The sequence below is a fragment of the Kiritimatiellia bacterium genome (assembly GCA_018001225.1).
Classification (GTDB): Bacteria; Verrucomicrobiota; Kiritimatiellia; order CAIQIC01; family JAGNIJ01; genus JAGNIJ01.
In genome coordinates, this window is sequence record JAGNIJ010000002.1 from 15,404 (window position 1) to 42,258 (window position 26,855).

The window sequence follows — 26,855 nt, forward strand, 5'->3', positions numbered from 1 at the left end:
GGCGGCATGGCATGGAATGGGCTGGTCAGAAGAGGGTCGCCGCCATAGCCTTCCGGCCGGAGGCGTTTTCGGCCCGGTCGGGCCTCCTCCCCCTGGCCGAGGCGCTGGGCATCCGCGCGATCGTGCACGACGTGGCCTGGCAACGGTGGGCGCGCCGGAGTTGGACGCTCGGCCACGGGCTGCGCCGCGCGGGGCAGTGGTATTACGGGAGCGAATGGAATGCCCTCGTGCCGCTCCTCGACGAATGGCGGCTCGCCAGGGAGCTGCGACGGGGCGGGGCCGATGCGGCGCATTTTCTTTTTGCGGAGTTTGCCGGCCCCCGGCGGGGCGGCGTCTTCCGTCGCCGGGGCCTGCGGACGATCGGCACGTTTCACTGCTCCGTGCGGCGGGCGGATCGTGTCCTGGCCGGGCGTCGCGGAGATTTTTCGGCCTTCGACTGGGTGACGGTCGTGGCGCGTTGCCAGGAGCCGTATTTCCTGGAGGCCGGCGTGCCGCGCGAGCGGTTGCGCGTCACGCCGCACGGCGTGGATGCGCGCTATTTCTCGCCCGGGCCGCGCGGGGGCGGAGCGGGACGACCGATTCGCGCCCTGCTGGTCGGCGGGACGGAGCGGGACCACGAATTCGCGCGGAGCGTCATGGCCGCCCTGTCGCCGGACACCCTGCGCCTGTTCATCGCGGTCCCGCCCGAGTGCCAGGCCGGCTATCGCGACAGTCCGGGTGTGGAGATTCTTCCCCGAATGGCCGACGACGACTTGCGACGCGCCTACCGGGAGGCCGACCTGCTGTTCATGCCCATGCTCGACAGCACGGCCAACAACGTCCTGCTCGAGGCCATGGCCTGCGGGACGCCGGTGATGACGAATCGCGTCGGGGGTATTCCCGAGTACGTGGACCCCGCCTGTAACGTCCTCATGCCGGGCAAGGACGTGGACCAGTGGGCGGGTAGGCTGGAGGCCTTGGCTGATGACCCCGCAGGGCTGGCCGTCATGCGTCCCGCTGTGCGCGCGTGGGCCGAGCGGTTCGATTGGCCGTCGCTGGCGGGTCACTATGTCCGGTTGTACCAGGATGTGCTGGGGGCGGGATAAAAGGATCCGGAGAGACCCACCCCCGGCCCCTCCCAGGGAGGGGAGATCCGGAAGTCCCCTCCACCGGAGGGGATTCAGGGGTGGGTGGATCGGACGATGCTTCGGGGAGACCCACCCCCGGCCCCTCCCAGGGAGGGGAGATCCGGAAGTCCCCTCCACCGGAGGGGATATAGGGGTGGGTAATCTTACGCCATGAGACGCATCATCCCCTACAATCCCAAGCTCAAGGAACGCGCCCGGCAGCTTCGTCGAAACATGACGCTGGCGGAGATCAAGCTCTGGAAAGCTCTTAAATCCGGGCAGATGCTCGGGCATGATTTTGACCGGCAGCGTCCCCTCGGGGATTACATTGTGGATTTCTTCTGCAAGGATTTATGTCTGGCCATAGAAGTGGACGGATGCAGTCATGACTGCAAGGAGCGCGAGGACGACCGTCGACAGCACGCGCTTGAAGCGCTGGGAGTCCGTTTCCTGCGCTTCTGGGACTCGGAAGTAAAAAACGATCTGGTCGGGGTGTTGCAAAGTATAGAAGAATGGATTCTTGCGCACGGTGGCCAGCGCCAGAGGGCCCACCCCCGGCCCCTCCCAGGGAGGGGAGGTGAGGAAGTCCCCTCCACCGGAGGGGATATAGGGGTGGGTTGAATCGGCGCTAATCCAATGTCATCTCATTCCACAACCACGCCCCTCGTCAGTGTCGTCATGCCCGTGTACAACGGTGCGGCGACGATCCGGGAGTCCATCGAAAGCGTGTTGGCGCAAACCTGCGCGGACTTCGAGTTCATCATCGTGGACGACGCCTCCACGGATGCCTCGGTCGAGGTCATTCAAGCGTTCTCGGGCCGGGTGAAGCTGGTGCGCCGGTCCACAAACTCGGGCATCTGCGAGGTGGCTCGCTCGGAGGGCCTGGCGCTGGCGCGGGGCCGGTACATGGCGCTTATTGACCAGGATGACCTCTGGGCGCCGGCCAAACTGGAGCGGCAGGTCGCCTTCATGGAGGCCCATCCGGAGTTGCCCTTGAGCCACACCGCCGCGTGGGTCATAGACGGCGAGGGGCGCCGAGAGGGGGTCCGGCACGAAGGGGCCATTCCGCCGACGGGCCCCTGTGCCCGCGAGCTGCTGCATCATTGCTTTATCACCGTCAGCACCATCATGGTACGCGGCCGGGTGTGGCTGGACGCCGGCGACGCCAAGGCGTTGAAGGCCGCGAACAGCGATTACCCCTATTACTTCGCGATCCTGCGTACGTATCCCGCCGGGTTCGGTTTCCTGTCCGAGCCGCTGGCTTCGTACCGCCGCTGGCCGCAGGGCATGAGCCGGGGCCGGTGGAAATGGACCCCGGAAGACGTCCCCGCGCTGCTGGATCTTGAACGGAGCGGGCTGTGGGAAGGCCTGGTGTCCCGGCGGGAAATGCGCGGCGCGATCGCGCGGGCCTGCCGGATCAATGCCGAGCACCACTACCACCAGGGCGCGGCCGGACGCGTGGGCTACTTTGCGGTCCAGGGCTGGCGACACCGACCCTTTGACCTGCGGTTCCCTGCGTGGGTGGCGCGCGCGGTACTAAAACGCATGACCCTGAACCCTGAACCCTGAACCCTCTCTCTCCTATCCATAGTGGATTCATGAGCAATCAATCCGATATCCTGATCCTTGGCGGCGGTCCGACCGGCCTGGGGGCGTCGTTGCGCCTTGAAGAAAAAGGCCTCGACTGGCGCCTGCTCGAGGCGGAGCCCCGTTTCGGCGGCCTGGCCTCCTCGTGGGTGGACGAGCAGGGATTCACCTGGGACCTCGGCGGGCATGTCCAGTTCTCCCACTACGAGACCTTCGACCGCTACATGGACCTTGCCCTCGGCCCCGACGGCTGGTACAGCCACGAGCGGGAAAGCTGGGTCTGGATGCAGAATCGATTCATCCCGTACCCGTTCCAGAACAACCTGCACCGCCTCGACCCCGCGGACCGGGAGGCCTGCGTGGAGGGGCTGCGCAAAGCCGCAAGGGAAGAGCGTTCAGGGTTCGGGGTTCAGGATTCAGGTTTCCGCCCTCCGCCCTCCTCCTTCCGGGACTGGATCCTCACGACGTTCGGCGAGGGCATCGCGCGGCTGTTCCTGTTGCCGTACAACTTCAAGGTCTGGGCCACGCCGCCGGAACAGATGGATTACCACTGGATCGGCGAACGGGTGGCCGTTCCCGATTTGAAGGCGGTGATGCGCTCCATCGAGACGGGGCAGGACCAGGTATCCTGGGGCCCGAACCGGACGTTCCGGTTCCCGAAGTACGGCGGTACGGGCGCCGTCTGGGAGGCGCTGGGCCGGCGGTTGCCGCCGGAGCGCGTGACCCTGGGCGCGCGGGTCGCGGCCCTGGATCCGGACCTGCGGCAGGTGACGACGGCGGACGGGCGCGTATGGTCGTACGAGCGGCTGATCTCGACCCTGCCGCTCAACCGCCTGGTCCGGATGGCGCCCGGCGTGGCGGAGGCCGCGGCAGCCGACCGCCTGGTCTTTTCGGGCACACACGTCGTCGGCGTCGGTATGACCGGGAACGTCCCGGAGCACCTCCGGACGAAGTGCTGGATGTACTTCCCCGAGCCGCACAATCCCTACTACCGCGTGACCGTGTTCACCAACTACAGCCCGAACAATGCGCCGCGCCCCGGGGAGCAGTGGTCCCTGATGACCGAAACTTCCGAGAGCGCGACGAAGCCGGTGCGGCGCGAGACGCTGGTCGAGGATACCCTCCGCGCCCTGGTCGAGGACGGCCTGCTTCCGGACCGCACGGCGATTGTATCCACCGCCCACCGGTATCTGCCCCAGGCCTATCCCACGCCGTTCCTCGGCCGCGACGCCGTGGCAGACCCGCTGCTGCGGGCCTTCGAGGCGCGCGGGATCTACAGCCGCGGCCGGTTCGGCGCCTGGAAGTACGAGGTGGCCAACCAGGATCATTGCTTCGCGCAGGGATACGAGTGCGTCGAGCGACTGGCGGCCGACGGCGGCGCGGAATATGAGCCGACGTTGTTCACGCCGGACGTGGTGAATAACCGGCGGAACCCCTAACGGGGCCTACTTCGCGCGGCCGCGCAGGCGCCGTCCCACGGCGCCGGGCACCTGCCGCGCGATGCGGCCCCAGCGCGCCGGGCCGCGATCGGTCCATCGCAGGGTATCGGGCAGCTGGGCCCGGCGCAGGTCTTCGAGCAGCGGTGTGCGGTCGAGCCAATCCTGCTGGACGAAGAACGAGTAGTGGTGCACAAGGGCATCGGGAACCAGAACGGCGTATTTCCGGTGCGCCGCGATCCAGTCGCCCCAGCCGATCTCGTCGAACTCCGGGATGCCGCCCAGCTCCTGCCAGTGGCGGTAGTCGTAGCAGAGGCAGTTGATGCTGAAGCGGAAGGCGAAGCGGCCGTAGGGCCCGCCGCGCGGGATCGCGAGCCCCGCCTCGTTCACGGCCGGAATCCCGGCGCGGCGGAGGCGGTCGTTGGCCTCGCGCAAGTCGAGGAACGCGCGGGTGATCCAGTCGGCGATACGCGGATTGAACCACACGGGGCCGTTGAAGTCGGGGGTGAGCGGCTGGTTGAAGCGACGCGTGTATTCCTCCGCCAACTCCGGGAAGGCGTGCAGCAGGTAAAAGGTCCCGAGTGCGTTGTTGGGGATCACGGGGGTGATCAGCGAGAGCGCGGGATCGTCCCGGTGGGCCTCGTAGGCGGCCAGCAGTTTCTGCGGCCAGTCGGCCGAGACGAAGGTGTCCTCGTCGATCTTGAAGTAGAGCGAGCCGGGATGGCGGCGCACGCAGTCGTTTTGCAGGTTGGAGATCCGCCACCCCCGCCCGCGCGGCCCGGCGATGATATCCCAGGGGATTTCCGGGTGCGCGGTTTGGAGGGCCTCGACGTAGCGGAGGTGGCGGCCGGCGACGCCGTTGAGCAGCAGGACCACGCGGTCGAAAAAGCGGATCGAGCCGCCCCGGACCAGCAGGTCCATGCACAGGCGGAAGCAGTCCAGCCGGTGGCTGGTCAGGATCATGAGGATTTTAGTCATGGAGTGATCAGGGTTCGGTTGTCAGGGTTCAGGATCGCTTTGCGCTGCTAATAAACCGATAGTTTTGTAGTCATCATGATTTCGACTCCCGACATCCTGAACCCTGAACCCTGAACCCTCTTTCTCCTCTCATCGCTTCCCCGCGTTCACGACGTTGGGCGTGGGCAGCGTGACTTCGGGGACGCCCTCGAGCAGCCGGTCCACGACCTCGACGCCCTGCATGACGGAATGGTCCATGTTGGCCGCCTCGTACTTCCAGCCGCCGAACCGGCCGCGGCTGTAGAGGTTCCGCTGCTCCAGGGCCGGAAGCACGTCGTCCAGGATCGCGTCGCGGTCGAGCGTGGGCACGGGATAGCCGAATTCCTCGCGCATGTGAAAGAGGTGCGCGGTCGCCGGGTCGGCCTCCAGCAGGCCGCTTTCGCGCAAGCCGCGAAGGGTCGCCGGGGCCGGGTCGGGATAGTTCATCGGGGCGTCGCCCGGGTGCGAGATTTCGCACAGGAACGAGCAGGTGCGGGTCGGGTCGGGGACGTGCGCGGGCGAGAAGATGGAGAAGGGCGTGACGCGGTAGAAGGCGTGCTGCTCCTCGGGGACATAGATCCAGGTCTTGTCCCGCAGGCTGTCCGGGATGGGGAAGGACGGCGCGGCGCCGACGACGTGGACGTGCGTGTGCCGCAGCTGCCGTGCCCGCCGGGCCAGGGCTGCGTCGCCTACGAGCCCGGCAAGGCGGACGAGGGGCATGGTGGAGATCAGCGCATCGTAGCGTTCCTCCGTGCCGTCCTCGAAGAAGGCGAGTTGCCGATCCGGATCCAGGCGGACCAGGCCGCGGGAAAGGTGCAGCCGGTCGGCCGGGATGCGCGCGGCCAGCGCGTTCCAGATGGCGCCCGTGCCGCCCTCCTTCGGGAACTGGAACGTGTGGTTCGGGCCCCACGACACGTCGTCGCGCCCCTCGGCGATGTTGCGCTCGACGCGGGCCAGGTCGAGGGTCGGCACGCGGTCGCCGATCCACTGGTAGCCCATGTCGCGCGGCTCGGTGGACCAGATTTTCCGGTTGTACGGGATCATGAAGTGCTTCGCGATGCCGCGGCCGAAGCCGGCGAGGATCCAGTCTTCGAAATTGTTGGGAGCGGAAGTGTTCAGTGTTCGGTGTTCGGTGTTCAATTCCCGCAGGCCGGCGAGGCATTCGTCACGCGCGGCGGCGGGCAGGTGCCGGATGTTGTACTGGAAGGGGTAGGGGATGAAGGTCTGGTATTCCCGCACCCAGGAGCGGCGTTCGTGGTGGTAGAAGCCGTCCGGCAGGAGTCCGGCCATCAGCCGGTCAATGTAGTGGTAGTGGGAATGCGCGACGTGTACGGCGAAATCCCAGGTGAAGCCCCGGGCGTCGCGGAAAGACGCGGCCAGGCCGCCGACGTACGGGCGCCGTTCGTAGACGGCGAAGTCGCCGTGCCCCTTTTCCAGCAGCCGGTGGGCCGCGCCGAGCCCGCAGGGGCCGGCCCCGATGATCACAATGCGCATGCGTCTTTGTCCTCGTCAGGACGCGCATCATACAAACCCGGCCGGTTCAAGCCAATCCCGAATGCCGCCACGCCGTGGCGGGGTCCGGCTGGGCGGAGGAAAGCATGAGCGGAAGAAAATCGGCGGCGGAGTGGCTGAAATCGATCCTGCGGCGAGTATTCGGCGGCGGCGACGAGCACTGGGTGCGCCACGTCATGAACCAGACGACAGCAAAATGGATCGGCGAACTCGACACGCCCTCTATGGACGTCCTGGAGATATCCGGGCGGGGCTGGCGCAAGCTTCCCTGCAAGAGTTACCGTTCCGCAGACTATCCCGAGTTCGACGTCTGCGAGGGGATCCTGCCCGAGCGCTTTGACCTGATCATCTCGGAGCAGGTCTTCGAGCACCTGCGCTACCCGTACCGGGCCGGCCGCCACGTGTACCAGATGCTCAAACCCGGCGGGTACTTCCTCATCACGACCCCCTTCCTCATCAAGATCCACGAATGCCCGATCGACTGCACGCGCTGGACGGAAACGGGGATGAAGTACTTCCTGGAGGAATGCGGGTTCGACCTGGCCGCGATCCGCACCGGGAGCTGGGGCAACAAGCGATGCGTCCTGGCGAACTTCCGGAAGTTCTGGGGGTACTGGGGTGTTCTGCATTCCCTGCGCAACGATCCGTCCTTCCCGGCCAGCGTGTGGGCGCTGGCGCGCAAGCAGGAATGACCCGGATTCGTCCACGGTTTTTTCAACCCGCCCCCGGCCTTTCCCGGGGAGGGGAGATGAGTAAGTCCCCTCCTCCGGAGGGGATATAGGGGTGGGTGGATTGAACGCTGTTTCGAAGCGACCCACCCCCGGCCCCTCCCGGGGAGGGGAGAGGAGTAAGCTCCCTCCTCCGGAAGGGATATGGGGGTGGGTGGATGGATGGCTGTTTCATGGGTATAGCCGGCGGCCCCCTTCATGACCGTCTCTTTTCTCGTTCCCGACATTTCCGGCCCCGTGCTCGGGCCGGTCACTGTCCTGGCCCGCACGCTGCAGCGGCACCTGCCGGTACAGATCGTCGGGCCGGACTTCGGGCATGGCGTCTGTCCGATGTACCGCGGGGCGTTCGACTACACGGTCGTGCCGGCGCCGCGCCTGTACCGCCTGCCCGATTTCCTGTGGGAGTCCCGCCGGCTGGGCGCCGCGCTGACGGGCGACGTGATCGTCGCCGTGAAGGCCTTCGCCGATACCGTGCCCGTGGCCCTGCGGGAAAAACGGCGGCGCGGGGCGAAGGTGGTCGTGTATCTCGACGAGTGGGACGGCGCGCTATTCTACCAGTTGCCGAAGGCCGCGCGCTGGAAATCCGTGCTGCGCAACCTGCGGTTTCCGCTCGAGGAGCCCTGGCACCCGTGGATCGAGCGGATGATACGCCGGGCCGACCTGGTGATCTCCACCAGCACGTGGCTGCAGCGGAAGTTCGGCGGGCGGATTGTGCATATGGGCGTGGACACGGACTTCTTCAGGCCCTCCCCGCCGGAACAGGCCGCGGCATTAAAAAAGGAATGCGGGCTCGAGGGCCTGCGCTGCATCGTGTTCGGCGGCGTCGTGCGGCCGCACAAGGGGATCGAGGTCATCCTGGACGCCCTGGTCCGGTTGGGGCGCCCGGACGCGCGGTTCGTGATCGTGGGTCCGGTCAACGAGCATGTGCGACAACTTCAGTCGGATCCGGCGTATCGGACCTATCTGACCGCTCTGGGCCCCCAGCCCGCCGCGCGCATGCCGGAGTTCTTGAGCCTGGCCGACCTGATCGTTCTCCCGCTCAAGGACAATCTGTTGGCCCGCACGCAGATGCCGTGCAAGAGCTTCGAGGCCCTGGCGATGGGGCGCCCGGTGATCGGGTCGGCGGTCTCGGACCTGCCGCTGGTGTTGGAAGGCTGCGGGCGGGTGGTCCCGCCCGACGACCCCGCCGCCCTGGCCGCGGCCATTGCCGACGTGCTCGATCATCCCGCCGAGGCGCGGCGGATGGGCGAGGCCGCCCGCGAGAAGTGCATTCGTTTGTACAGCCGGGCCGTGACGGAGCAGGCGCTGGTGGCGGCGATAAGAGACCTGGGGGCTGGCAGGCTTTCCGATCCGGCGAAGGGGGTGTAGCCGCGCCAGTAACGGCGTGGCCCTTGCCGACAGATCTGACTTTCCACCGCCTTGCGGCGGCGGCTACATTCGTATCGTGATGCGTGCATTCGTCAAAAGCGTTTGGTTTCCCGTGTGGCTCCTGGTTCTGGCGGCCGGGCTCCTGGCCGCCGGGTTTTTCAGCATGACGTGGCGGACCGGCGACGACGCGCGCTATTTCGGCACGGCCAGGGCGCTGGTAGAGGGCCGGGGGTATACGCAGGCGTTTCTGCCCGATGCGCCCCCGGAAACCCTGACGCCGCCTGCACAGCCCTTGTGGCTGGCGCTGGTGATGCTCCTGTTCGGCGCGGGCGTCGGGCCCGCGAAGGTGTTCGGTTCGCTCATGTTCGTTGCCGGGTGCGTCGCGGTGTTTGCCTGGGCGTACCGGGCCGGCGGGCAACGCCGCCTGCTGGCGTGGCTCGTGACCGCCGCGTCCATGTTCACCTCGGGCATCCTGACGATGTCCTGCTGGTACATGGTGGAGATGACGTTCATCGCGTTCTCCTTTCTGACGCTGGCCGTCGCGGAACGGGAGGAGGCTACCTGGTCATGGAAACGGGCCCTGGCGATCGGGATGCTGGCCGGGTACGTCTACTTGGTTCGGGCAACAGGATTGGCCCTGTTGGCGGCGGGCGGCCTGGTCCTGCTGCCGCGGCGGCGATGGGCGCCGCTGCTGGTGTTTGGCCTTGGCTTTGTCCTGGTCGCGGCGCCGTGGACGGTTCGAAGCCTTGTCCTGACTGGGCACGCGGACGCGTACGTCGGGTTCGAGGCGAATCTCGTCGGGCACGACGGCGGAGGCTCCTACCCGTGGCTCCGGATCCCGGCGGATATCGCGAACGCTTTCCCCGTCTACTTTGTCCGGTTCGTCCCCGCCAACCTCTTGTACCGCTTCTGGGGAGAGGACGGGGTCCTGTCGTGGCTTCGACTCGGGTTCCTGGCCCTGCCGCTGCAATGGCTGCTGCTGGCGGCGTTGCTGACGGGCTTCGTCGCGGACCTGCTCCGGTGGCGATTCCGGGCCCTGTATTTCCTTTTCTACTGGCTGATCATCTGCTCGCCGCCATTCCCGCCGCAAGGCCACTGGTACATCTATCCCGTCCTTCCGCTTGCGGCCTGGTATACGGCGACGGGGTTCGGCCTGTGGGTCGTTGTGATCCAGCGCGCGCGACGCGCGGCGGCCGCCCCCGACCGGTTGCGTTGGGCCCTGCTGCCGGCCGCGTGGCTGGCCGTATACACCCTCGCCACCGCGGGCTACGGGGCGGCCGTGCAGTTTTCCCGCGAGCGCGGGCGCGCGGGCATGGCCCCCTGGGCCCCGGAGCGCTACTTCACCTACAAGAACGAGTACTTCGACGCCTGGGGCCGGATGGTGGAGGCCGCCTTCTGGGTGGCATCCAACATGCCGCCGGACACGCTCGTGGCCAGCCGGGCGCCGGCCCACGTGTACCTGATTACCGGTCGACAAGGCTGGCGATATGATGCCGGGTTTCTTCCCGGCATGGATTTGTGGGGGCACCTGTCGGCCTTGAGCGAGGACCGACCGGTGGCCCTGGTGGAGGATGCCTTCAAGGTCTACGAGGGCACGTCGTTCTCCTACGGCGGAGGGCACTGGGCGTTCCGCGCGTTGTTTGACTCGCACCGCGATGACCTGGTCCTGGCCCATGAAACGGAGGCGCCCGTCACGCGGGTGTGGACGCTGCGCCGGGAGCCGGACGGGGTGGCCCCGGAGAAATGAGCGCCCTCCTTGAAAGAGCGAAAATCCGCCTGAACCGGGTCGTGCGCCGGGCGGTCTCCTCGCTGCGCCTTCGCTACCGGTCCGGCACGCCGATCCCGGCCTCGCGCAAGGACGAGGTGCTCCTGTTCATGGAGGTGCGCAACGAGAGCCTGCGGCTGCCCGCGGTCCTGGATGACCATTTCTCGAAGGGAGCGAGCCGGGCGTTCATCGTGGACAACGGCTCGACCGACGGCACCGTGGAATTCCTGCTCAAGGACAAGCGGGTCCACCTGTTTTCCACGAACGAGCATTTTCACGGCGCCCTGGCGTGGCTGGAAGTCCTGCTGCGCCGCTTCGGGTGCGGGCAGTGGTGCCTGGTCCTGGACGCGGACGAGCTGTTGGCGTACCCGCACATGGACACCCTGGACCTGCCCGGCTTCGCCGCGTACCTGGATGCGCAAGGGTTCGAGGCCCTGCACTGCCTGTTCCTGGACATGTATCCCCCGGGCCCGCTCAACGAGCTTCGGTATCGGCCCGGCGACGACCTGCTGGCCCACGCCATGTGTTTCGACGCGGATAACTATTCCCGAATGCCCTTCCGGGGAATTTTCAGCGACCGGGCCCCTGCCCATGTCCTGTGCGGGGGTGTGCGGCAGCGGGTGTTCGGGGAGGAATTCGGGTGTTCGAAGTATCCCTTTTTCCGCTACCACAAGGGTGTTTTCCTGCGGCTCGGGCTGCACACGGTGGAGGGCTTGCGGATCGCCCCCGAGCAGGGCGTGCTCATGCACTTCAAGTTTTTACAGGACTTCCATGCCAACGCCGTCCGCGAGGCGGCCCGCGGCGTGCACTGGAACGGCGCGGTGGAATACAAGGCCTATGCGCGGATGATCGAGCAGCATCCCTCCTTCGTGATGGCCAACGATCGCTCGCAGCGCTTTCGGGACTGGCGGCAGCTCGTGGAACTGGGGCTCATGGCGTCCAGTCCCGCGTTGGACGCCCATGCCGTTCAACCACGAAGGGACAAGAATGAACGCAAAAATGAAAAGAATGCAGTGTAAATATTCGTGTCCATTGGTGTCCATTCGTGGTTAACTCCGGTGGTTTTTCCGGTCGGCGGCGGAACTTCAGGCATGGAGCGGCATCATGATTAAAGGCAAAAAGATCTTCATCACGGGCGGGGCGGGCTTCATCGGCTCGACGCTGATCGGGCGCCTCGTGGAGCAGAACGAGATCGTCGCCTACGACAACCTGGCGCGCAACGCGCTGCAGACCCAGGCGTACAAGAACCATCCGAACCTCCAACTCATCGTCGGCGACGTGCTCGATTACGACAGCCTGGCGAAGGCCATGGCCGGCGCGGACCTTGTCGTCCACTGCGCGGCGATCGCCGGCATCGACACGGTGGTCAAGAACACGGTCAAGACGATGCGGGTCAACATGGTCGGCTCCGCCAACGTGCTGGAGGCGGCCTCGAAGCTCGAGCATTGCGACCGCGTGGTCTGTTTCTCCACGAGCGAGGTGTTCGGGACCAACGCCTTCCGGTCGTCGGAGCTGGACAAGACCTCCATCGGCAAGGTCGGCGAAGCGCGGTGGACGTACGCCGTGAGCAAGCTGGCCGAGGAGCACCTGGCCATCGCCTACTACCAGGACCAGTGGCTGCCCGTCACCGTCGTGCGGCCGTTCAACGTGTACGGGCCGGGCCAGGTGGGCGAGGGAGCCCTGCGCACGTTCGTGATCCGCGCGCTGAAAAACGAGACGATCCAGATCAACGGCGACGGCACCCAGATCCGCGCCTGGTGCTACGTGGACGACATGGTCCGGGGCACGCTGCTTTGCCTGGAGCATCCCAAGGCCATCGGCGAGTCGTTCAACATCGGCAACCAGCGCGCGGTGACGACAATCTACGGCCTGGCCAACACCGTGATCCGCGTGCTCGGCTCGAAGTCGAAGATCGAGTTTGTCTACAAGGACTACGCCGATGTCGAACTGCGCATCCCCAACGTGAGCAAGGCCCGCGACCTGGTCGGCTTCGAGGCGGAAGTGGACCTCGACGAGGGCATCGCGCGCACGGCGGAGTACTACCGGAATGCCTGATGCCGCCGAGAGCGCGGCCCGGCCCCCGGGCGTCACGGTCGCGATCATGACCTACAACGAGGCGGCGAGCCTCGAGTCGGTCGTGCGGGAGATCCACGGCGTGCTGCGGGGGATGGGGAACCCGTTTGAAATCGTCATCATTGACGACGGCAGCACGGACGGCAGCGGGCCGATCGCCGACCGGCTGGCCGTGGAAATCGCCGGGGTTCGCGTGCTGCGGCATCCGACCAATCTGGGCCTGGGCGCGGTATACCGGCATGGCTACACGTGCGGGACGCTGGATCTGGTCACCCTGTTCCCCGCCGACGGGCAGTTCGACGCGCGGATCATCCCGCAGTTCGTCCGCCTCTTCGACCGCGCGGACATGGTCCTGGGCTGCATCCCCGAGTACAAGAAGAGCCGCTCTTTCGCGGCGCGTTTCTTTTCCTGGGGGGAGCGAATGCTGTACAAGGTGCTGTTCGGCCGGTTCCCGGAATTCCAGGGCATCATGATGTTCCGGCGGGCGCTGCTGGAAGGCCTTCCGCTGACGTCCGCGGGCCGGGGCTGGATGGTCCAGATGGAGTTGATCCTGCGCTTCCTGCGCAAGGGATACCGGATTGTCAACGAGCCAACCGGCATTCGGCCGCGGGCGAGCGGGCATTCCAAGGTCAACAACCTTCGGGCCATCCTGTCCAACCTGGGGCAGGTCTTCGCCCTGCGCTGGCGCTTGTGGTTCGGTTGAACGTCGTCCTTGATCCGCCGCCGCCCGCGCCGGCCCCGGCGTAGACTCGGGCGAAGCCGGGTTCGCTTGGCCCCCGGCGGCCTGCCGGCCGCGCCACGAACAGGAAGTGCGTTTCGTCACGCCGGCATGGAAGTGTACGATCAGCGCGCGGCTTCTCCCGGCGGCGGCGCGGAGGGTTCGCGGGCATAGCCCGGCACGCGCGAAGACAGCTCCTCGTCCAGCCGCCGCGTGAAAATCTCGGCGCCGACGTAGTTCAGGTGCCGGGTATCGCTGAAGTGCGTGGTGTCCAGGCCGGGCCGGTCCCGGAAGTCGAGCAGGATCATCCCGTCGCCCTCGTGCTCGCGCACGGACTGGATCATCGCTTCCTCGCGGGCCAGCCATTCGGCCGAACGCGCCCGGGTGTACGCCGGCATGCGCGGCATCCGGAAGAAGACGGGCTGCATCCCGCGGGCCTTGACCCGCTCGATGAGGCGGAACAGGGCCGCCCGGTTCTGCGGCTTGCGTTTCGACTCGAGCAGGAACTCGTCCTCCAGCAGGTTGCGCTCGGCCAGGATGGCGTCGGTCAGCCGGAAGGTCCGACTCTGGAACCCGGGCTCGCGGCGAAGGCCCGGCCGCTCCGGCGGGTTCGCGGGTGTGAGCCGGTCCAGGAAGAAGATGGGGTAGAGCAGCCAGTTGTCCGTCAGGAATTGCCGGACGTACGCCGCGGGGCCTTTCACCAGGTCCTGGCGCCGCACGCCCATCTCGTAGAGTTGCCGGAAATCGCGCTCCTCGGTCATCCGGTCGTACAGGTAGCAGAGGTTATCGAGCTGGATCAGCGCCCAGCGGGCGTTCGGGGCGCGGTCGATGTTGCGGCGGAGGATCAGCTCGATGATCTCGTAGTGCCCGCCGTCCACGGCGAGGTTGACGGCGCGCCGGCTCAACCGCGAGGGCTGGACCCCCATGGTAGTCAGCGAATTGCCGATCACGAGCAACTCGGTATTCGTCCCGATCGCGCGCCGGGCCTCGGCATACACGGACGGCGCCGGGAAGTCGGTGTAGACTGCGCGCAGCAGAAGCGAGCCCGCCGCCAGCACGGCAAGGAACACCGCGGCGGGGAGGGCCAGCCCGCGAAGGCCGCCGCGCGCGTCAGAACTGGAAGTAGATGAATTCATAGGTTTCCATGGCGCCGGAGACAACCAGGGCCAGCAGCAACCCGGCAAACACCAGCCACCGGACCGCAACCGGCCACCGCAGGACGGCCAGCATGTCCCGGCTCCGCTCCTGGAAGTACTCCAGGACCAGCAGCGGCCCGGCGAACAACAGGATCGAGAACAGGATCAGCTTGCCGTTCCAGGCCCAGGGCTGAACCATCCGGTGCAGCAGCAGCGGAACATCCGCCAGCCGGTTCGCCCGGAAGAGCAGCCAGCCGATCAGGGTCAGCACGAAGAAGCCCGCCATGGAGAAAAGCTGCGCGGGACGGCTGCGCGGGGTTTCGCGGACCCCGGCGACGCGGAAGGCGATCAGGAGCAGGCCGTGGTACGCGCCCCACGCGACAAAATGCCAGGCCGCGCCGTGCCATAATCCGCCGAGCAGCATGGTCAGGGCCAGGTTGCGGTACATCCGCACCTCCCCGCCGCGGTTGCCGCCGAGCGGGATATAGAGGTAGTCCCGCAGCCAGGTGGAGAGGCTGATGTGCCAGCGCCGCCAGAAGTCGCTCGGGTTGACGGCGAAGTACGGCATGCGGAAATTCAGCATCAGGTCGAAGCCCATGAGCCGGGCCACGCCGCGCGCGATGTCGGAATAGCCGGAAAAATCGCCGTAGATCTGGAAGGCGAACGCGAGCAGGCCGGCGAGCACCTGCAGGCCGCACGCCTCGCCGGGGGCGTTGAAGACCTCGTTGGCAAACGGGGCGAGGTTGTCCGCCAGGACCACTTTCTTGTAGTAGCCGAGAAGGATCAGCCACGCGCCCTCGCGCCAGTGGTCCCGGGAAATCGTGCGCGGCCGCTCGACCTGGCCGAGCAGGTTGCCGGCCCGTTCGATGGGGCCGGCCACCAGTTGCGGGAAGAAAGAGACGAACAGGAGGTAGTTCAGGTAGTGGCGGGTGGGCGCCAGCTGGCCGCGATACACGTCGAGCGTGTAGCTCATGGTCTGGAACGTGTAGAAGGAGATGCCCACCGGGAGCACGATGTGCAGCGTGCTCCAGGACACGTGCAGCCCGAAGGCGGAGAGCAGGGCCTGCAAGCTCTCCGAAAAGAATCCGTAGTACTTGAAGACGAACAGGATGCCCAGGTTGACGCAGACGCTCACCATCAACAGGCGCCGCCGGCGGCGCGGGTCCGGCGTGTCGTGGACGGCCTGCGCGACCAGGAAGTCCATCGAGGAGGACAGCCAGATCAGGATCAGGAAGCGCCAGTCCCAGTAGCCGTAGAAAAAGTAGCTGGCGGCCAGCAGCAGGAGGTTCTGGGCCCGGAAAGGCAGCAGGCGGTACAGGGTGTACACGCCCAGGAAAAAGAACACGAAGATGAACGAATTGAAAAGCATGGGCCTTTGCGTGTACTCTAACTGGTATGCTTGAATCCTGTCACGGGAGCGATCCCGACCCGGCTTTTACAAAGAGGGACAAACCTATTCGGACCCCCGGGCCAAGTCAATGATGGACCTCGGGTTCCCCCGGCCGCCTTGTTTTTCGCCATGAGCAGACTTCGCTTCCAGATTCGCCTCGGCCTCGGTTTGCTGATCAGCGCCGTCTTTCTCTGGCTGGCCCTTCGCAACGTGGAATGGGCCGAAGTGCTTCAGGCCTTGCGCCTGGCCAGCCCGCTCGGCTTGCTGGCCGGCCTGCCGGTCCTGGTGGGCGCCTGGGTGGCCGCCGCGGTGAGGTGGCGCGTGCTCCTGGACCCGGCGCCGGGATTGCGCGTGCGGGATACCTTCGCCTACATCTGCATCGGCTTCCTGGCCAACACGGTGCTGCCCTTCCGGCTTGGGGAGCTGGCGCGTGCCACGTTTATTGGACGGCAGAAGGGCCTCGGCGTCGGCCGCGCGATGGGCAGCATTGCCGTGGAGCGGGTGTTCGACCTGCTGGCCGCCATTGTCCTGGCCCTGACGCTGACGCGGCTGGTCGAGATCCCGGAGACCACGAAGACGGCCTTGACCGTCATGATCGGCCTGGCCTTCGTCGCTTTCGGAGGCCTGTTGATCCTGTCGTTCAACCAGGACCGGCTCCATCGCCTCACCGATTTCTTCGCGCGCTGGCTGCCGCGCCCGCTGGTCGAGCGGGTCGTCGGCCTGGCCCTGGGCTTCGCCAGCGGGGCCGGGGTGGTCCGGCGGCCCGCCGGATTGGCCGCCGTGGCCGGCCTCTCGGCGGCTCTCTGGACTTGCGGCGGGTTGGCGACGTTGATCTGGATCAGGGCCTTCCATCTTGATGCGCCCTGGGTGGCGGGCCTCCTCGTGCTCGTGTCCGTCAACCTGGGATCGGCCATCCCGTCCTCGCCGGGCTATGTCGGCGTGTACCACGGGGCGGCGGTCTGGGCGCTGACGCACTGGGTGGCGAAGGAACCGGCCCTGGCCTATGCCCTCGTGACTCATGCGCTGAACATGCTGGCCAACGTGGTGGCGGGCTCCTTTTTCCTCGCTCAAAAAGGCCTTAGTCTGAAGGGATTGCAGGACGGAGGGCTGAATGAGGGCGGAGGGATGAAACCTGAAACCTGAAGGGGCGGGATACAAGATATGGGATGCGAGATGCGGGATTCGGAGTTCGCTGCCAGTCTCTGGTTTGTAGTCTACGGTCTGTGGTCTGCGGCCTTCAGCAATAAACCAATCCTCCAATGAACCAATCAACAACTCATCCCCAATACCGCCGGGGCGCGTCCGTGGTCCTGGCCGTCCTGGCGCTCATGTTCGTATCCCGCTACCTGCCGTCGCCCCGAGCGGTGTTCGTGGCGGACGATTGGTTCAATTACGCCCGCAGTTCCTTTTACGCGACGCACGGGGATGCCGTGCGGACCGCGTTGACGGATCCCAACCGGCCGTTGAGCATGGCCGCCGTGGAAATCGTGTACCGCGTCTTCGGTGACCGCTCCGGCCTCTGGACGGCGCTCTCGCTGGTCTCGCATTCCCTGATGATCCTGTGCGTCATGCTCATGGGGTGGGAGCTGACCCGGAGCTGGCGGACGGCGGCGATCCAGGGCGTCCTGTTGGTCCTGTTGCCCAACCTGACGGAGACCTGGCACTGGTCCACGCAGATCCTCAACCAGGTGACGTGCGCGATGCTGCCTTATGCCTTGAGCGGCTGGATGGGGGTGGCCTACGTCCGGCGTGGCGGCGCGTGGCGGGCCGCCCTGTCCGCGGTAGCCTATGCCGTCGGCCTGTTCTCCTACGAGCAGGGCATTCTGCTGCCCGCGGCCGGCCTGACCCTCCTGTCCGATCGCCGGGAGCTTCGCCGCGTCCTGACCGGCTTGGCGCCGATGGGCGTCATCGCCGTGCTCTATGCGGCCTGGCGCGTAACCAACTCCTTCGGCCTGAACACGTTCTGGGGCTACCCGCCGCAGATGACGGCCTCCGCCTCCTGGACGTTGCCCCTGTGGAACCTTCGCCAGATCATGCACTGGTGGATGGGCGACAACCTGTTCGGGGCCTGGCTGGACGGGCTGCGCGGATTCGCGATGCTGGCGCCCTGGACGCGGCGGCTGCTGGTCATGCTGGGCGTGGCGATGCTGGCGGCGGCGGGGGCGTTGCTCAAGCGGCGGGCGGGGGAGGAGGAAGCGACGGATCGTGCCGGCGTGCCGCCGGTTCGGGCCGCGGCGTTTGGTCTGCTCTGGGCGGCCGCTGCGTACACCGTCTGCCTGATCGCCTACGTGGATTCGCGGCTGAACATCCTGCCGGCCTTCGGCCTGACCCTGGCGCTGGCGGTGGGCCTGAATCGCTGGCCGATCCGCCAGTGGGGGCCGGTATTGTTCCTTCCCGCGCTGCTCGCCATGGCGGCGAACCAGGGAACCACGGAGAGCTTCCGCCAGGTCGGCGTCTTTGACCGACGGATTTACCAGCATCTCCAACAAACCCAGCCCGAGTGGAAAGACCAGGCCGCCGTGCTGGTGGACACGCGGGCGCTTCGCCAGCGCCTGACCCGTGGCTTGCTGGCTCCGATCGGCGCCGAAGTGCATACGTGGGCCCTTTATCAGAACGCCCTGCTGCTGCGCAGCATGGTGCCGCGCGGCATGGTCTGGAGGCTCGTGGGCGAGTGGAACCCGCCGCTCCTGGTGGTTCACGATGTCGAAAACGGCGCCCGGATCGAGGGAGACCGCCTGGTCTGGCACGACCGCGGCGCGCCCGATGTCGTCCACGACGCGCCCCTGGACCGGGTCTACGTGCTGGACGTGTGGGCGGCGGCCGTCGGGTCCAAGTGAGAGCGCGGACCCGGCGCGTGTCCCGTCGGCTTTGGTGTTGTCCCCTGGCCCCGCCTGCGGCCGGAGGTGCCATGAAGCCATGGAAGACAGCGCGTACAGGAAATAAGATGGCCTTGGGGATTGAACACGCGGTGGTGTTTCGACCGCCCCATGCCCGGGGCTGGATTCCCTTCCCTCTAAAACAACTCTCCGCATCCCGAGACTAAAGACCACAGACCGTAGACCACAGACCATGGACCGGCAGTGAACGCGTTCGGGATCGATCCCGCATCCTGAACCCCGAACCCTCTTCCCCGATGCGCATCCTCTTGATCAACCGCATGCTGTCCCTCGTCCGCGGGGGCGGGGAGACGTTCGATCTCGAAATCGGGCGGCACCTCGCCGCCATGGACTGCCGGGTGGACTACTTGGCCGGGCTTCCCCTGCTCGGGGGCGTCCGCACCGGCCTTGCCGCCGAAAACCTCGCGCCGCGCCGACTGCATCACGTCCGCACGCCCTGGCTGGGCTGGTTCCCCTGGGACAGGGTCCGCGCCGGCTGGCGGGTGCGCATGGCGGATATCCGCCTGTTCGAACGCGCGGCCCTGCGCTGGCTGCTCCGCGAGGGCGCCGCGTACGACGTCATCCAGCTCTGCGAACTGCCGGGCCTCGTCCGGGACGCCAAGGAGCGGGGCTTCCCGAAGCCGATGGTGCTGCGCCTGACCGCCCCGGATTACTACGATCCCTTCGACGGCATCCGGTACGCCGATGCCGTGGTGGCCAGCGGCACGACGCTTGCGAAGCTGGCCTTGGGGCCCCGCCCCGACGCCGTGGATGTGCCCAACGCGGTGGACACGGAGTTCTTTGCCCCGCGGCCGTCGGGCTTCCGGCGGCAGCACGGCTTGTCCGACGACGACCTGGTCATTCTCCTCGTCGCCCGTTACCAGGCCGTCAAGGATCACGCCATGCTGATCCGCGCCTTCGGCCGTGTCCTGGCGCAGGAGCCCCGCGCCTTCCTGGTGCTGGCCGGCAGCGGCCCGCTGGAGCAGGCGACCCGTCGCCAGTGCCGGCAGGAGGGGGCCCAGGATCGGACGCTGTTCCTGGGCGAGGTGCGGCATAACGACCTGCCCGCGGTCTACGCCGCCGCCGACATCAAGGTGATTTCCAGCGTGTACGAGTCCTACTGCTTCGCCGCCCTGGAGGCCATGGCCGCGGGCCTGCCCCTGGTCGTGACGGACACGGAATGGGTGCCGGGGCTGATCGGGGATGCGGGATCCGGCTTCGCCGGGCTTCGCCGGGACACGTGCGGAATGCCGGATACGGGATACACGATGCGGGATGCGCGATCGGAAGACGAGTTAGGGGACTTCGTGCCGGGCTCCCCGTATCCCGAACCTCGCATCCCGAACCTCGCATCCCGTATCGCTCCCGGCGGCCTCGTCGTGCCGATCGGCGACGCCGACGCGATGGCCGCGGCCCTGCTGGCGCTCGCGCGGGATCCCGCGCTCCGCCGGGAGCTGGGGGCGTGGAATCGCCGCGCCGTCCTGGCCGCCGCCGGCTGGGAAAACAGCGCCCGGAAACTGCGGGCCGTGTACGAGCGCGTGGCGAAAAACGATGACAGGGTCTGACGGAATGTGATTACATGCCCGCGCGCGAGCCGGCCACCGCCTTACGGCGGCGGCTACGTGGCGGGTGTAAGGATGTATGACCGACCTAAACGACAGCTTTCATCTGTACCGTTTCGATTATCTCGGGCAGCGCTTCGGCCGCCGCCTGGTGGCGCGGCTGCTGGAGGAGGAGCTGGGGCCGCCGCGCGCCGCGCGGCGGGTGCTGGATGTCGGCAGCGGCACCGGAGCCTGGCGCCCGGTCCTGGAAGGCCATGCCCGGGACTACGTGGGCCTGGACTTGAAGCCCGGCCCGGCGGTGCAGGTCGTGGCCTCGGCGGAGGCGATGCCTTTCGCGGATGACCAGTTCGATCTCGTGTTCTCCAACGCGATGCTGGAGCACGTCCGGGACTACCGCGCGGCCGTCGCGGAGATGTTCCGCGTGGTCAAGCCGGAAGGGCTGGTGCTGCTCGGCACGCACGGCGTGTGGGAATTGCACGGCGAGCCGCACGACTATTGGCGCTGGACGCCGCACGGCCTGCGCGAAACCTTCCGCGCCTTCGCCGAGACGCGCGTGGTGCAGCTCGGCGGGCCGTGGATGAACTACTTCCTGCTGCGCAACCTGTACCTGCGCCGCTGGCAGGAGCGGCATCCCCGGCTGCGGGCGCTGGTTTCGCCGTTCATGGTTTGGAATAACCTGCTCGGCCGGTCGGACGCGGAGCGACGCGAGCCGCCGGCGGCCCTGGCGGTGTTCTACTATGTCCTCGCCAAAAAAAATCGGACCGGTCCGGCGGGCGCGGCGCCGGGCCCGGCGGCCGGATGACATGCAGAAAAAAACGAAAAGAGCCGGGTGGTTGGGGGCAGGAGTGTGGTTGCTCTGGATGGCCGCCGGCTCGTTCGGCCAGTTGTCATACACCATCGCCGACAACAAAGTCACCATTACCGAGTGCGCCACCAATGCGGAGGGATTCCTCGAGATCCCGGCGACGATCGAGGGGTATCCTGTGACCGCCATCGGGTGGTATTCGTTCTTTGACTGCCGGAGACTGACCGGTGTCTCGATCCCGGACACCGTCACCAACCTGGAGGAGGGGGCGTTCTGGGACTGCCGCAACCTGGCCCGCGCCGACATCCCCAGCAACGTGACCACCATGGGGAATTTTGTGTTCCATTTCTGCTATAAACTGACCAACGCCGTCGTGCCCGACGGCGTGACTCGGCTTCCCGCGGGCGTGTTTGCGAGCTGCATCAACCTGACGCGCGTGAAGCTCTCGACGAACGTGACCTGGCTCGGCGAGGGCGTGTTCGCCAACTGCGCCCGGTTGCCCAGCGTGGTCATTCCCGCTAGCGTCAGCTCTTTCGGCCATGAGGTGTTCGTGGACTGCGCGCGCCTGACCAACGTGCTTTTCCGGGGTGACGCGCCGACGGAGTACGGGGACCTGTTCTCCGACGGCCTGTTCTCGAACTCCACGCCCAACATCTACTACCCGGCCGGGGCCGGCGGATGGGGCGATACGTACTCCGGCCGCCCGGCCGCCGCCTGGGAGATCGCCGCCATGCCGGAACCCTCCAATGGCCTGGCCTTCACGGCGGCCGCCTTCGAGGGCGAGACCTATGTCGTGGAAGCCCTCACCGATCCGGCCTCCGGCCCGTGGACGCCGATCCGGACCAACGTCTTTTCCGCCGGCGCCGTCCAGGTCTTCAACGACGAGGAGTGGACGAACCACCCCGCGCGCTTTTACCGTGTCGTCATGCCTTGAAAAAACGGGGATGAAAGCGGTCGGGACGGCCGGAGCCGCGTTGTTCCCGGCTCGGTCACAAACGGTAACGTGTTCGAGAGATCAGGATATGAAATTGCCGATGGACTGGTACAACCGGCACAAGCGGTGGCTGCCCGCCGCGGTGCGCTACGGGATTTTCCTGGCCCGCGTGCGCGGCGTCAGCGAGGCGGTCCTCGCCTACCATTTCCTCCAGCGCCACGGGCGGACGCGCACGATGATCGATGTCGGCGCCGCGCACGGCAGCACGCTGCGGGTGTTCGCGGGGGACGGCTGGCGCGTGTGGGCTTTCGAGCCCAATCCCGCCAACCGGACGGTTCTTGAACGGGTCACGGCCGGATTTCCGCAGGTGACGGTGCTGCCGTATGCCGTGTCGAACGAGCGCCGCGACGGCGCGGTCTTCTATGCCAGCACGGTGTCCGCCGGCTTGGGAAGCCTGACGCCCTTCGGCGCGGGCCACGAGCCGGCGTTTACGGTGGACGTGCGGACGCTCGGCGACCTGTTCCCCGAGCCGCTCGCGCCGGACTTCCTGAAGATCGATACGGAAGGCTACGACCTCTTCGTGCTCAAGGGCGTGCCGTGGGAGCGGATGCGGCCGCGCCTGATCCTGTGCGAGTACGACGACCACAAGTCGGTGCCGCTCGGATACCGCATGACCGACATGGCGGATTACCTCGCGCGGCAGGGCTACAAGGTGTGGGTGTCCGAGTTCGATCCCATCCCGGATTACAGCGTGCCGCCGGCCTGGCGGGGATTTCGCCGCTACGGCGACCGGCCCGCCGACCCGGATTCGACGGGGAATCTTTTCGCCGTGGAGGCGGAGGCCGAGCCCGCCCTGGCGCGGCACTTGGCCCGCTTCGAACGGGCCTACCGTCGCCGGCTCTCGTCCTCCGTCCGGTAAACCTGCAGGATCCGCGGCGCGAGGGCTGCCCAGGAAAACCGTTGGCCTTCGGCGGCCGTGCGCTTCCTTGTTTCCTCGTGCGCCGGCGGCGGCGCGTCCGCCGCCGCGCCCAGCAGGGCGACAGCCTCCTCCGGCGTGGTGAACGTGCGCGTGGTGGACGTCGCGTAATCCGCGACGCCGGGCAGGGCGGAGCAGACGGCCGGCAGGCCGGCGGCATGGGCTTCCAGCAGGGCGTTGTTCGCGGTGGCGAACACCATCGGCAACAGCAGGGCGCGGCAGCGGTCCAGCAGGTCGAAGTACGCGTCCTCCGCCAGCCGGGGGTGGACCACGGCGTTGGGCAGGGAACGGAACAAGGCCTTTTGTGTTTCCGGCAGGCCGACCAGGTGAAAACGCCAGTCGGCGCGTCGAGCGGCGGCCAGGGCCATGATTTGTTTCAGCGCGTCCCAGTCCCGGTAGTTGGCGCCCACCGTCACCGCCTGGAGGGCCGGCTCCGTTCGCCACGCGCCCGCGGTCCCGGTCTCGGGACGCGGCACGAAGCCGTGCGGGATGAAATGCACGCGCGCGGCCGGCAGCCGCGCGCGGATTTCCTCCGCCTGGCCCGACGTGAGCGTGATGATGTCGTCCAGGAGGCGAAGCCGCGCCCAGCCCCGGATGGGATCTTCCGCTTCCACCGGCTGGTGCAGCGTGCCCACCAGGCGCAGCCGCGGCCGGAGCCGCCGCAGCAGCCGGGGCAGCGCCCGGAGATGGTTTTCGAAGTACAGCAGGTGCAGCACGTCCGCGCGCAGGGCGGCCAGGAACACGCGGGCGTCGAACAGTTTCCGGCTGATCCACCAGCGGCGTGAACCTTCCGCGGCGCGCCCCCAGGGCACGAGGTCGGCCCGGAGCGCGCGCGCGGGAACGTAGGCTGCCAGCGCCCCGTACCCGCTCCGGCGGCTATGGTGGGGATAGTACTGGTCTGCCAATACGATGCGCATGGTCTGTGCCCGCTACGATACAGTCATCCGAGACCAAGTGATAGCATGTTCCCACCGCGTGTTGCACGTTTCTTACCCGTCCCCTCCCGGCAGGGGAGCAAGAATACGTCCCCTCCTTCGGAGGGGATAGAGGGGTGGGTGGATTGGGCGATACGTCGGGGAGAACCCGCCCCCGACCCCTCCGAGGGAGGGGAGATCGGAAAGCCCCCTCCTTCGGAGGGAAGGTAGGGGTGGGTTGGTCAGCGCGGTTTCCGCCGCCGGAACAGGTCCCGGAGGGCAAAGCGTGCGTAGCCTTTCAGGGTGCGCGCGATCTTCATCTTGCTGGCGCCCTTCCGTTGGGCCCCGTCGAGCACCATCGGCACCTCGGTGATTTTCAGGCCCATCCGGTGGAGCTTGACCAGGAGTTCGACCATGCAGACGAACCCCGGCTCCTCGATCAGGCGGTCCCCGTAGGTTCTTGTCGCCGCCTCCAGCGCGCGGTACCGGTAGGCGCGGTAGAACGAACTGTAGGTGTTCACTTCCGAGACCCGGTAGACCGTCCGGATGATCCAATTGGCGGTCTTGCTCAAGGCCATGCGCAGCGGCGTGGTGCCCTTGATCCCGCCGCCCGGCGCGTAGCACGAGGCGAGGGCCACGTCGCTGCCGGCCCGGAGCTGGTCGAGCATCGCGGGCAGGACCTCCAGGGCGCTGGTGTTGTCCGCCTCCAGCGTGACGATGACATCGCCCTCGCGGCCCCGGGCCAGCGCGGCGTCGAAGGCCGTGCGGAACCCCTGGCCGACGCCCAGGTTCCGGGGATGGTCCACGACCTCGACCGGGAGGCGGTCGGCGCGGGAGAGGGCCGTTTCCCGGGTGCGGTCCGTGCTGCCGTCGTTGACCAGCAGCACCCGCGGCGCGTACCCCGTCGGCGCAAGGCCGGCAAGGTTGTCCAGCAGGCGGCCGATGTTTTCTTCCTCGTTGAATGCGAGGGTCGCGAACCACAGGGTGGGTGGAGGGGCGGGGGTCACAGGGAGGGCTCCGGGTGACGGGGCGCGGCGCGCACGGTCTCGGCGAAGCCGGCCTCCATGGAGATCCTGGGGTTGAAGCCCAGCAGGTAGCGGGCCTTGGCGATGTCGGCGACGCGACGCGGCACGTCCTCGTAGTGCGCGGAGAAGTCGGTGTAGGGCACGAACTCGAGCCGGGGCTTATCGCGGCGCCCGCTCAACCGCCAGACCATGTAGGCCAGATTGATGATGCTGATGTGTTCCGTGCCGGCGATGTTCAGGATTTCCCCGCGGGGATACTCGCTCTCCATGGCCAGCCGTGTGCCTTCGACCGCGTCGTCGATGTGCGTGAATGTCCGGACCTGGAGCCCGTCGCCGTGGATCGGGAGGACCTCCCCGGCCAGGGCCGCCGCGACGAAGATCGATTGGGGCCCGCCTCCGAGCCCAGCGGATTGTCCCGGGCCGTACAACCCGAAGTAGCGAAGGATGGACACCGGGACCTGGTGCTCGTCGGCGAAGGCCAGCGCCAGTTGCTCGCCCATCAACTTGGACGTCCCGTAGCTCCACCGCCGCGAATCGGTCCGGCCCATGACGAGCGCGCTTTCCTCGTGCAGGGTCTCGTCCGGGTTCTTCCCGTAGACCTCGTCGGTCGAGCCGAAGACAAAGCGGGCGCCTTCCCGCCGGGCCGCTTCCAGGGCCTGTTCGGTTCCCTCGAGATTAACCTCCAGCGTTTCCAGGGCGCCCCCGAAGCGAGGGATTTTCACCTCGGCGAAATGAAGGAGGTGGCGGGCGCCGGCCGCCGCCCGGGCCATGGCCGCCGGGTCGCGGACATCGCCTTCGACGAAGGTGAACGCCGGGCGCGCCGCCAGCGGCGCCAACCGGTCCCGGACGCCGTGCGAAAGGTTGTCCAGACCGGTCACCGCGAAGCCGTCGGCCAGCAGGCGGGCGGCCAGGCGCGAGCCGAGGAACCCGGCCACGCCGGTGATGCAGGCGGTGGCCGCGCTCATGCCGGCTCCTTTCGCGGGAGGTCGCGCGTCACGCGCCGCTGCCAGTCAATCGTGACGCGCAGTCCCTCCTCCAAGTCCGTCTTCGGCTCGAACCCGAGCAGCGCGCGGGCCTTGGAGATGTCCGGCACGCGCCGCATGACGTCCTCGTACTTGCCGAAGCTCCGGTAGGAAATGCGCTTCAACTGCGGCTCCCCCGAGCCGGCCAGGCGCCAGACCAGGAGGGCCAGGTCCTGGATGCTGATCTCCCGCGTGTTGCCCAGGTTGAAGACCTGGTGGCACGCCTCCTCGCGCTCGAGGCACAGGATCAGCCCGTTCACGTGGTCGTCAATGTACGTGAAGCTGCGCGTCTGCTGTCCGTCCCCGTGGATGTCCATGGGGTGGCCGCGCAGGGCGGCGTCAATGAAGACCGACTGGGGGCCGCCCCACCAGGACAGGTGCTGGTGGGGGCCGTACCCGCCGAAGAAACGGACGACGGTGAAGCGCAGTTTTTTTTCGTCCATCAGGGCGTGGCAGAGGTGCTCGTCGTACATTTTCGAGATGGCATACGCCCATCGCTTCACGGTGCTCGGCCCCATCCACAAGTCGCTGTGCTCATGGAAGGGGATGTGCGGGTTCCGGCCGTAGCAGTCGGACGTGGAGGCGAAGATCACGCGGCAGCCCCGCTGCGCCGCGGCCTCCAGGATCTGGCGCGTGCCGTGGGTGTTGATCCGCAGCGTGTCCATCGCGTTGCCGTAGCGGGGAATCTTGTACGCCGCGAGATGGAAGACGGCATCGGCGGCCCCCACCTGTTCCCGGACCGCCGCTCCGTCGCGGACGTCGCCCTGGACAAACTTGAAGCGCGGATCGTCCCGGCACGCGGCGAGATGGTCCATCCGGCCCTGGGAAAGGTTGTCCAGCCCGATGACCGAGTAACCCCGCTTCAGCAGGGCCAGCGTCAGGTTGGAGCCGATGAATCCGGCCGCGCCTGTGATCAGAATCTTCAT

At 67.3% G+C, this 26,855-nt stretch carries 24 protein-coding genes; 16 read left to right on the top strand and 8 right to left on the bottom strand.

Annotated features, from left to right (window positions below; genetic code table 11):
* Window positions 1–11: 11 nt before the first annotated feature.
* The 4 genes from KA248_01345 to KA248_01360 all read left to right on the top strand — a co-directional run bounded on the left by KA248_01345 (window position 12) and on the right by KA248_01360 (window position 4,132).
* Window positions 12–1,085 carry a glycosyltransferase family 4 protein gene (locus KA248_01345; protein ID MBP7828541.1) on the top strand — a complete coding sequence of 358 codons (1,074 nt, stop codon included), beginning with the start codon at window positions 12–14 and terminating at the stop codon, window positions 1,083–1,085.
* Window positions 1,086–1,277: 192 nt separating this feature from the next.
* A complete protein-coding gene (locus KA248_01350) occupies window positions 1,278–1,727 on the top strand; it encodes an endonuclease domain-containing protein (GenBank protein ID MBP7828542.1) in 450 nt (149 codons plus the stop codon).
* Between the two features lie 15 nt (window positions 1,728–1,742).
* Window positions 1,743–2,675: a glycosyltransferase gene (locus KA248_01355; protein ID MBP7828543.1), complete on the top strand. Its 933-nt coding sequence runs from the start codon at window positions 1,743–1,745 to the stop codon at window positions 2,673–2,675.
* A gap of 29 nt (window positions 2,676–2,704) precedes the next feature.
* Complete coding sequence (locus KA248_01360; GenBank protein MBP7828544.1) at window positions 2,705–4,132, top strand: FAD-dependent oxidoreductase; 1,428 nt, start codon at window positions 2,705–2,707, stop codon at window positions 4,130–4,132.
* 6 nt (window positions 4,133–4,138) lie between these two features.
* On the opposite strand, the gene KA248_01365 is transcribed toward KA248_01360, so the two are convergent.
* Both KA248_01365 and KA248_01370 read right to left on the bottom strand, forming a co-directional pair.
* Window positions 4,139–5,107 carry a hypothetical protein gene (locus KA248_01365; protein MBP7828545.1) on the bottom strand — a complete coding sequence of 323 codons (969 nt, stop codon included), beginning with the start codon at window positions 5,105–5,107 and terminating at the stop codon, window positions 4,139–4,141.
* Window positions 5,108–5,236: 129 nt separating this feature from the next.
* The gene (locus KA248_01370) at window positions 5,237–6,619 is read right to left on the bottom strand and encodes an FAD-dependent oxidoreductase (GenBank protein MBP7828546.1); all 1,383 of its coding nucleotides are present in this window, start codon (window positions 6,617–6,619) and stop codon (window positions 5,237–5,239) included.
* 104 nt (window positions 6,620–6,723) lie between these two features.
* Between KA248_01370 and KA248_01375 the strand changes: the two genes are divergently transcribed.
* From KA248_01375 to KA248_01400, 6 genes are all read left to right on the top strand, one after another.
* A complete protein-coding gene (locus KA248_01375; GenBank protein MBP7828547.1) occupies window positions 6,724–7,329 on the top strand; it encodes a methyltransferase domain-containing protein in 606 nt (201 codons plus the stop codon).
* 234 nt (window positions 7,330–7,563) lie between these two features.
* Window positions 7,564–8,733: a glycosyltransferase gene (locus tag KA248_01380; GenBank protein MBP7828548.1), complete on the top strand. Its 1,170-nt coding sequence runs from the start codon at window positions 7,564–7,566 to the stop codon at window positions 8,731–8,733.
* Between the two features lie 112 nt (window positions 8,734–8,845).
* Window positions 8,846–10,480, top strand: a complete 1,635-nt coding sequence (locus KA248_01385) for a hypothetical protein (protein ID MBP7828549.1) — start codon at window positions 8,846–8,848, stop codon at window positions 10,478–10,480.
* Window positions 10,477–11,517 carry a glycosyltransferase family 2 protein gene (locus KA248_01390; GenBank protein MBP7828550.1) on the top strand — a complete coding sequence of 347 codons (1,041 nt, stop codon included), beginning with the start codon at window positions 10,477–10,479 and terminating at the stop codon, window positions 11,515–11,517. The genes KA248_01385 and KA248_01390 overlap by 4 nt, the downstream gene beginning before the upstream one ends.
* An 85-nt stretch (window positions 11,518–11,602) precedes the next feature.
* Window positions 11,603–12,553: an NAD-dependent epimerase/dehydratase family protein gene (locus tag KA248_01395; GenBank protein ID MBP7828551.1), complete on the top strand. Its 951-nt coding sequence runs from the start codon at window positions 11,603–11,605 to the stop codon at window positions 12,551–12,553.
* Window positions 12,546–13,274: a glycosyltransferase family 2 protein gene (locus KA248_01400; protein ID MBP7828552.1), complete on the top strand. Its 729-nt coding sequence runs from the start codon at window positions 12,546–12,548 to the stop codon at window positions 13,272–13,274. The genes KA248_01395 and KA248_01400 overlap by 8 nt, the downstream gene beginning before the upstream one ends.
* Window positions 13,275–13,414: 140 nt before the next feature.
* Here the strand turns inward: KA248_01400 and KA248_01405 are convergent, their stop codons facing one another.
* Together KA248_01405 and KA248_01410 are read right to left on the bottom strand one after the other, a co-directional pair.
* Window positions 13,415–14,425 (bottom strand): hypothetical protein, encoded by a 1,011-nt coding sequence (locus tag KA248_01405; GenBank protein ID MBP7828553.1) that lies wholly within the window; start codon window positions 14,423–14,425, stop codon window positions 13,415–13,417.
* The gene (locus tag KA248_01410) at window positions 14,400–15,794 is read right to left on the bottom strand and encodes an MBOAT family protein (protein ID MBP7828554.1); all 1,395 of its coding nucleotides are present in this window, start codon (window positions 15,792–15,794) and stop codon (window positions 14,400–14,402) included. Before KA248_01410 ends, KA248_01405 begins: the two co-directional genes overlap by 26 nt.
* 150 nt (window positions 15,795–15,944) lie before the next feature.
* Between KA248_01410 and KA248_01415 the strand changes: the two genes are divergently transcribed.
* From KA248_01415 to KA248_01440, 6 genes are all read left to right on the top strand, one after another.
* Window positions 15,945–16,958, top strand: a complete 1,014-nt coding sequence (locus KA248_01415) for a flippase-like domain-containing protein (protein ID MBP7828555.1) — start codon at window positions 15,945–15,947, stop codon at window positions 16,956–16,958.
* Between the two features lie 116 nt (window positions 16,959–17,074).
* Complete coding sequence (locus KA248_01420; GenBank protein ID MBP7828556.1) at window positions 17,075–18,652, top strand: hypothetical protein; 1,578 nt, start codon at window positions 17,075–17,077, stop codon at window positions 18,650–18,652.
* Between the two features lie 296 nt (window positions 18,653–18,948).
* Window positions 18,949–20,256, top strand: coding sequence for a glycosyltransferase family 4 protein (locus tag KA248_01425; protein ID MBP7828557.1), 1,308 nt, complete (start codon window positions 18,949–18,951; stop codon window positions 20,254–20,256).
* Window positions 20,257–20,332: 76 nt separating this feature from the next.
* Window positions 20,333–21,055 (top strand): class I SAM-dependent methyltransferase, encoded by a 723-nt coding sequence (locus KA248_01430; GenBank protein ID MBP7828558.1) that lies wholly within the window; start codon window positions 20,333–20,335, stop codon window positions 21,053–21,055.
* 43 nt (window positions 21,056–21,098) lie between these two features.
* Window positions 21,099–21,992, top strand: coding sequence for a leucine-rich repeat domain-containing protein (locus tag KA248_01435; GenBank protein ID MBP7828559.1), 894 nt, complete (start codon window positions 21,099–21,101; stop codon window positions 21,990–21,992).
* A gap of 88 nt (window positions 21,993–22,080) precedes the next feature.
* Window positions 22,081–22,911: an FkbM family methyltransferase gene (locus tag KA248_01440; GenBank protein MBP7828560.1), complete on the top strand. Its 831-nt coding sequence runs from the start codon at window positions 22,081–22,083 to the stop codon at window positions 22,909–22,911.
* Here KA248_01440 and KA248_01445 read toward each other — a convergent pair.
* The 4 genes from KA248_01445 to KA248_01460 form a co-directional block, all read right to left on the bottom strand.
* A complete protein-coding gene (locus KA248_01445) occupies window positions 22,878–23,885 on the bottom strand; it encodes a glycosyltransferase family 4 protein (protein ID MBP7828561.1) in 1,008 nt (335 codons plus the stop codon). The two genes, KA248_01440 and KA248_01445, sit on opposite strands and share 34 nt — an antisense overlap.
* 239 nt (window positions 23,886–24,124) lie before the next feature.
* A complete protein-coding gene (locus tag KA248_01450) occupies window positions 24,125–24,889 on the bottom strand; it encodes a glycosyltransferase family 2 protein (GenBank protein ID MBP7828562.1) in 765 nt (254 codons plus the stop codon).
* Window positions 24,886–25,872: an NAD-dependent epimerase/dehydratase family protein gene (locus KA248_01455; protein ID MBP7828563.1), complete on the bottom strand. Its 987-nt coding sequence runs from the start codon at window positions 25,870–25,872 to the stop codon at window positions 24,886–24,888. Before KA248_01455 ends, KA248_01450 begins: the two co-directional genes overlap by 4 nt.
* Complete coding sequence (locus KA248_01460; GenBank protein ID MBP7828564.1) at window positions 25,869–26,855, bottom strand: GDP-mannose 4,6-dehydratase; 987 nt, start codon at window positions 26,853–26,855, stop codon at window positions 25,869–25,871. The genes KA248_01455 and KA248_01460 overlap by 4 nt, the downstream gene beginning before the upstream one ends.

Excerpts from the sequence above, each read along its gene's own strand:
- KA248_01445 (MBP7828561.1), bottom strand. The coding sequence starts at position 23,885 with ATGCGCATCGTATTGGCAGACCAGTACTATCCCCACCATAGCCGCCGG.
- KA248_01375 (MBP7828547.1), top strand. The coding sequence starts at position 6,724 with ATGAGCGGAAGAAAATCGGCGGCGGAGTGGCTGAAATCGATCCTGCGG.
- KA248_01390 (MBP7828550.1), top strand. The coding sequence starts at position 10,477 with ATGAGCGCCCTCCTTGAAAGAGCGAAAATCCGCCTGAACCGGGTCGTG.
- KA248_01400 (MBP7828552.1), top strand. The coding sequence starts at position 12,546 with ATGCCTGATGCCGCCGAGAGCGCGGCCCGGCCCCCGGGCGTCACGGTC.
- KA248_01370 (MBP7828546.1), bottom strand. The coding sequence starts at position 6,619 with ATGCGCATTGTGATCATCGGGGCCGGCCCCTGCGGGCTCGGCGCGGCC.
- KA248_01395 (MBP7828551.1), top strand. The coding sequence starts at position 11,603 with ATGATTAAAGGCAAAAAGATCTTCATCACGGGCGGGGCGGGCTTCATC.
- KA248_01345 (MBP7828541.1), top strand. The coding sequence starts at position 12 with ATGGAATGGGCTGGTCAGAAGAGGGTCGCCGCCATAGCCTTCCGGCCG.
- KA248_01410 (MBP7828554.1), bottom strand. The coding sequence starts at position 15,794 with ATGCTTTTCAATTCGTTCATCTTCGTGTTCTTTTTCCTGGGCGTGTAC.
- KA248_01415 (MBP7828555.1), top strand. The coding sequence starts at position 15,945 with ATGAGCAGACTTCGCTTCCAGATTCGCCTCGGCCTCGGTTTGCTGATC.
- KA248_01460 (MBP7828564.1), bottom strand. The coding sequence starts at position 26,855 with ATGAAGATTCTGATCACAGGCGCGGCCGGATTCATCGGCTCCAACCTG.
- KA248_01430 (MBP7828558.1), top strand. The coding sequence starts at position 20,333 with ATGACCGACCTAAACGACAGCTTTCATCTGTACCGTTTCGATTATCTC.
- KA248_01425 (MBP7828557.1), top strand. The coding sequence starts at position 18,949 with ATGCGCATCCTCTTGATCAACCGCATGCTGTCCCTCGTCCGCGGGGGC.
- KA248_01350 (MBP7828542.1), top strand. The coding sequence starts at position 1,278 with ATGAGACGCATCATCCCCTACAATCCCAAGCTCAAGGAACGCGCCCGG.
- KA248_01405 (MBP7828553.1), bottom strand. The coding sequence starts at position 14,425 with ATGAATTCATCTACTTCCAGTTCTGACGCGCGCGGCGGCCTTCGCGGG.
- KA248_01365 (MBP7828545.1), bottom strand. The coding sequence starts at position 5,107 with ATGACTAAAATCCTCATGATCCTGACCAGCCACCGGCTGGACTGCTTC.
- KA248_01420 (MBP7828556.1), top strand. The coding sequence starts at position 17,075 with ATGAACCAATCAACAACTCATCCCCAATACCGCCGGGGCGCGTCCGTG.
- KA248_01380 (MBP7828548.1), top strand. The coding sequence starts at position 7,564 with ATGACCGTCTCTTTTCTCGTTCCCGACATTTCCGGCCCCGTGCTCGGG.
- KA248_01355 (MBP7828543.1), top strand. The coding sequence starts at position 1,743 with ATGTCATCTCATTCCACAACCACGCCCCTCGTCAGTGTCGTCATGCCC.
- KA248_01440 (MBP7828560.1), top strand. The coding sequence starts at position 22,081 with ATGAAATTGCCGATGGACTGGTACAACCGGCACAAGCGGTGGCTGCCC.
- KA248_01360 (MBP7828544.1), top strand. The coding sequence starts at position 2,705 with ATGAGCAATCAATCCGATATCCTGATCCTTGGCGGCGGTCCGACCGGC.
- KA248_01455 (MBP7828563.1), bottom strand. The coding sequence starts at position 25,872 with ATGAGCGCGGCCACCGCCTGCATCACCGGCGTGGCCGGGTTCCTCGGC.